The sequence below is a fragment of the Microcoleus sp. PH2017_08_TRC_O_A genome, from assembly GCF_020738665.1.
In the GTDB taxonomy this organism is placed as follows: Bacteria; Cyanobacteriota; Cyanobacteriia; order Cyanobacteriales; family Microcoleaceae; genus Microcoleus.
Window position 1 is genome coordinate 1 of sequence record NZ_JAEQCE010000179.1, and the last position, 3,585, is coordinate 3,585.

At 45.1% G+C, this 3,585-nt stretch carries 2 protein-coding genes; one reads left to right on the forward strand and one right to left on the reverse strand.

Annotated features, from left to right (window positions below):
- Window positions 1–208: 208 nt before the first annotated feature.
- Window positions 209–436: a hypothetical protein gene (locus JGK22_RS32725; protein WP_293209087.1), complete on the reverse strand. Its 228-nt coding sequence runs from the start codon at window positions 434–436 to the stop codon at window positions 209–211.
- A gap of 61 nt (window positions 437–497) precedes the next feature.
- On the opposite strand from JGK22_RS32725, the gene JGK22_RS32730 reads away from it, so the two are divergent.
- A partial coding sequence (locus JGK22_RS32730; protein WP_293209089.1) for a DUF4114 domain-containing protein occupies window positions 498–3,585 on the forward strand: 3,088 nt, incomplete at its 3' end.

The following is a 3,585-nucleotide window of genomic DNA, read 5'->3' on the forward strand; positions in this document are numbered from 1 at the left end:
ATCGAGAAGCTGGAGAAACAAATATGGCACAGGCACAACGGCTCGCTGGCTATGGTCTAGACGTTTTGAAGAAGCTGTTTAGAATGAAATAGCCCTGCTCACTCCATAACGATAGTTCCCTACTAACTAGCACTCCTAAAAAAGACTCAAGCTCAAACACAGATAAAAAAGTAGACCCGCTCACCGGCGACACCGCAACTGCTAAATCTCAAGAGTTATTACCATCAAAAACCGTACCAGCCGACACATCACCCGCAGATAGCCTCACAAATCCCGGTTCTTCAAACAGCAGCTCAGCAAATCCAACCCCACCAGTTACCGTACCATCCAACAAAAATGAAGAACTAACCAAACCAATACCGAACAATATTACCGACCAAAATGCCAACTTCGACTTAAACGCCTTCAAAGTAGAGCAAACAGGTAAAGTCAGCATAGAATACAAATACGACGGAGGCTGGTATCAAGGACAGCTAGCCATCGTCAGCCTACGAGGAATGGACAAATTTGTTCCAGGTTCCGAAGCATTTATCAAAGAAGCAGCCCGACGCGCCTTAAGCAACTCCCCATCCGGTTACATCGCAATTTCTGACAATTCAGAAGGAGCGTATTACTCCAATCCCACAGGTGAAAACTTCAACTCAGGAGCCTACCTCGGCACAAAAACATTTGCCATGACACCAGGAGACGATTTTTGTTTCCTCCTAGTACCCAACGGCACAGTACAGCAAGTATACGACAATCCCACAATTGCCGGCGACAAACGACCCCTATTTTCAATCTTTACAACCAACCCCAACGACGGCTTTAATATCGGTCAAATTGCTGACATTACAGGAGAAGGAAAACTCTTTGTCATGGAAGACATGGGGGTAAGTCAAGGCAGCGACCGCGATTACAACGATATCATATTTAAAATAACAGGCGCTACATCCAAAATCGCACCCCTGAGTCGATTCATTAATTCTGAACAGCAAAGCAGCCACTCGGAGCTAGCTAAAAAATTGATGGGTTCTGCTTCCACAGCAGAGACTAAAACCGACTCGGTAATTGATACGAAGCCCAAAGACACCTCGAAAACTGATTCAGTAATTGATACAAAGCCCAAAGACACCTCGAAAACCGATCCAGTAATTGATACAACGTCTGAAGACACCTCGAAAACCGACTCACTAATTGAGACGGCACCCAAAGACACCTCAAAAACCGACTCGGTAATTGCTAATCCGCCTAAAGACTTGCCAAAAACCGACTCAGTAATTGCCACAACGTCTGAAGAATCGCCGAAAACTGACTCACTAATTACTGAATCAAACAAGGAATCATCTCCAAAAACAGAACCAATAGGTGCTGATGCAGGCAAACCGAAGACAGAATCAATAATCAGCTCTGACACTTCCAAATTGCATAAAACAGAATTAACACCTGATGTTGATGCCCAAAAACCTCAGACAGCATCAATAGTAGACAATTCAGGCAGCAAAGAACCGTCAAAAGCAGAATCATTACCATCAAGTATTGGTATATCTGACAGCAGCCCAACGCAAATAAAAGAACCTACGGCTGTTTCAGGTTTAGAAGAAAAACCGCAAGAAAAAACAGAACTAGCACCTTCTAGCCCAACCGTTATTAGTGTTGGCACTGCCGAGACAACTAAGCCCTCTCAAGAGAAGATTGAGCAGACTTTTGCCGAGCCAACAATACCAAATAAAAGTGCAAATTCATCAGAAATATCTGAGTCAGTTCCAACAACAGATTCAGCAAAAACGATTATTGCTAGTCCCAATTTTCCCTCAATCGGCAGCACTCCTTATGAACAACAATCATCAAATGTTGCAGTTGTCAATCAAACCAAGTCAGACAAAGAATCTCAAACTGCTGTTCCTTCAGATAAGCTAGGCTCAGACAAACAACCCCCAAATGTTGCAGTTAAGGGTGCAACTAACTCAAACGATAAATCTCAAACTACCGTTAGTTCAGACAAATTAGCTGCGGAAAAACCATCGGCAAATCTCGCGATTGTCCCAACAAACAACTCCGATAAACAACCCTCATTTTCCCCTGCTCAGCCTTTAACTCTTCCAACGAACGCTAACACAAAAATTGGTGCATCTGAAATCACACCTGTCGCAATACCAACAAATACAACATCAAGGGAAACTACTGAGGTTCCGACAACCACAATAGCAGAAATCACTGAGGTTCCGACAACCACAATAGCATTAGAAAACGGAGATACTTCTACAATCAATGTTGATGTTAATCCAATTATAAAACAGCCAGTTGGTACCGACTTGAATGTTACCAAACCAGCAACTGGTGAAGGGAGCCAAACCAATGCAGTTGGAACTTTAAGGATCGAACAATCTACAGCAGAAGCTGACTCAATTGTAATTGATACCGCTTCCCAACAAATCGAACAATCTCTGCTGCAAACAGACTCGCCCATTCCCAGAATTCTCGAACAACAGCCACAACAAACAGACTCCATAACTGGCGATGTTGGCGGGCAATTGCTAAGCAGCAATACAGAATTTCTCGCTTCAAGCGTTGCCAAACAATTGTCTCCAGAAACAGACTTCTTAGCTGGCGTCTCTGCTGTCGATACACTTAAAGACATCGCTGTCACCTTCACACCAGAAGCAGTTGAAACTCCAAGCGATGAATTGCTGCCTTCAAAATCCGCTGCAACTCCAAGCGATGAATTGCTGTTAGTAGAAAAACCCACTCAATTTGCCGACAGCATAAGTGAAAGTCAACCTGCTGCGATACAGCGTACCAGCAACTCCGCAACTTTGCTCTCAATTGCAGTAACAGCTAATTCGCAAACACCAGGCACATTTATCGTAGGCGCAACAGGATTAGTCAAGTTTGACTATACATTTGACGGCGGTTACTATGAGGGAGAATTAGGCATTTTCAGCCTAACCGGCATGGAAGCATTCATCCCCGGTACTCCTGAATTCACTGCCGAAGCAGCCAGGAGAGTTCTAACCAATTCAACATTAGGACACGTTGTAATCCACGACTCTACAGAAGGGGCAAAATTCACCGGTGCGATGCCGTCCGAATCCGATTTCGGTGCGGGACAATATCAAGGCATCAAAACCTTCAACATGACACCGGGAGACAGCTTCGCGGTGATGCTCGTACCTAGCGGCGGCGTGCAGCTAGCCTACCAACACCCGTGGCTGGGAGACATATTCCCCGAACACCGTCCTTTACTCTCCATTGGATCTGCCAATCCCAACAATACATCTTACCTGCTCCCAATAGCCGACATTACAGGGAACGGCAACGCTTTTGCCCTCGAAGATATGTGGGCAGGTTCTGCCACAGACGGCGACTACAATGACGTAATCTTTAAAATCAGTGGCGCTACAGGCAGCGCGCCCAGTCTCGATACGCTTATCAACCCCAACAGGGAGTGGCGCAATACAACTTTGGGGCAGCAATTACTCGATGATTTCAATAACTCCAACTCAAACAACAATCCGCCCGTTGTTTCACCGACAAGCGCTCGGACTTATACAGAATTAGAGACAACTATTTCATTAGACAATCTTGCCACAGATGCAGAGGCCG

Coding starts and splice junctions, on each gene's coding strand:
- JGK22_RS32725 (WP_293209087.1), bottom strand. CDS start 436: ATGCTGACTTTACCTGTTTGCTCTACTTTGAAGGCGTTTAAGTCGAAG.